Source organism: Pseudomonas sp. PS01303, assembly GCF_029959385.1.
Lineage (GTDB): Bacteria > Pseudomonadota > Gammaproteobacteria > Pseudomonadales > Pseudomonadaceae > Aquipseudomonas > Aquipseudomonas rustica.
This window is the reverse complement of record NZ_JASCPK010000300.1, coordinates 1-1,773: the sequence shown is the minus strand read 5'-3', so window position 1 is coordinate 1,773 and position 1,773 is coordinate 1. Positions and strand designations below refer to the sequence as shown.

The 1,773-nt window shown below is 59.5% G+C and carries 1 protein-coding gene; it reads left to right on the top strand.

What is annotated here, in order from left to right; genetic code table 11:
* Positions 1 to 153 precede the first annotated feature (153 nt).
* Positions 154 to 1,695, top strand: coding sequence for an alkaline phosphatase D family protein (locus QMX93_RS30645; protein WP_282359328.1), 1,542 nt, complete (start codon positions 154 to 156; stop codon positions 1,693 to 1,695).
* Positions 1,696 to 1,773: the final 78 nt, after the last annotated feature.

Genomic DNA, 1,773 nt, shown 5'->3' with positions numbered 1-1,773 from the left:
GCTCGCGATAGCGGTCTGTCAGTGACATGAATGTTGGCAGATATACCGATATCGCGAGCAGGCTCACTCCTACAATGGGTTCTGCGGTGTGTCTGGTGTCATGTGTGTTTCATGATGTCGTGCTTAAGTTTTCCTTTTCTCAGGGAGAACAGCATGAGCGATTTCAATCTCGGTCGCCGGCGTGTCATGCAAGGGATCGGCGCCGGGCTGTTGCTGCCGGGGCTGGCGCCGGCGGTGATTGCTTCGGTCAAGGATCGTCCGCAGTTGACCGATGGCGTGCAGTCCGGCGACCTGCTCGGCGATCGCGCGATGATCTGGAGTCGCAGCGATCGCCCCGCGCGCATGGTGGTCGAGTGGGACACCCGCAGCCTGTTCAGTAACCCGCGTAAATTCATCTCGCCACTGGCCGACGCGCGTACTGATTTCACTGCCCGCGTCGAGCTCACCGGGCTGCCCGCCAATCAGGCGATTTTCTATCGCGTGTACTTCGAAGACGCCCAGACCGGCGTCGCCAGCGAGCCGTGGTTCGGCCATTTGCGCAGTGTGCCGGCGGCCAGACGCGATATCCGTTTTGTCTGGAGCGGCGACACTGTCGGCCAGGGCTTCGGCATCAACCCCGACATCGGCGGCATGCGCATCTACGAAGCCATGCGCCTGCGCCTGCCGGACTTCTTTATCCACAGCGGCGACACCATCTACGCCGACGGCCCGGTGCCTGCGCAGCTCACCACCGAAGGCGGGCGCATCTGGCGCAACCTCACCACTGAAGCGAAGAGCAAAGTCGCGCAAACCCTCGACGATTATCGCGGTAACTATCGCTACAACTTGATGGACGAAAACATCCGCCGCTTCAACGCCGAAGTGCCGCAGATCTGGCAGTGGGACGACCATGAAGTGGTCAACAACTGGTCGCCGGGCAAGCAACTGGATGAGCGTTATCAGGAAAAAGATATCCACACCTTGGTGGGACGCGCACGGCAGGCGTGGCTGGAAAATGCGCCGATGCGTTTGCAGGCCGCCGACGGTGGCGGACGGATTTATCGCAAACTCAGTTACGGGCCGATGCTTGATGTGTTTGTGCTGGATATGCGCAGTTATCGCGAGGCGAATGACGACAATCTGGGCGCGGAGAAACCGTTTCTCGGGCGTGAACAACTGGATTGGCTCAAGCGTGAATTGAAGGCGTCGAAGGCACAGTGGAAAGTCATTGCTGCGGACATGCCGATCGGGCTTGGCGTGCCGGACGGTGAAGTCAGTCCGGGTGTGGCGCGATGGGAAGCGGTGGCCAATGGCGACCCCGGCCCGGCTCAGGGGCGTGAACTGGAAATCGCCGAATTGCTCGGATTCCTGCGCGCGCAGCAGGTGCGCAACTTCGTCTTTTTGACGGCGGACGTGCATTACTGCGCGGCGCATCACTATCACCCGGATCGGGCGGCGTTTCAGGATTTCGAGCCGTTCTGGGAATTTGTTGCGGGGCCGTTGAATGCCGGGAGTTTCGGGCCGAATCCGCTGGATAAAACCTTTGGGCCGCAGGTGGTGTTCGAGAAGGCACCGGCGGTGCAGAACACCTCGCCGTTTGCCGGCTTTCAGTTTTTTGGTGAGGTGAATATTGAAGGGCAGAGCGGGGAGATGAGTGTGGTGTTGCGGGATCTGGATGGGGTGGCGGTTTTCGAGCAAAAACTACAACCGGTTTGACCACCACTGTAGGAGCTGCCGCAGGCTGCGATCTTTTGATTTTGCTTTTGAAAAGATCAAGATCAAAAGATCGCAGCC

Excerpts from the sequence above, each read along its gene's own strand:
- QMX93_RS30645 (WP_282359328.1), top strand. The coding sequence starts at position 154 with ATGAGCGATTTCAATCTCGGTCGCCGGCGTGTCATGCAAGGGATCGGC.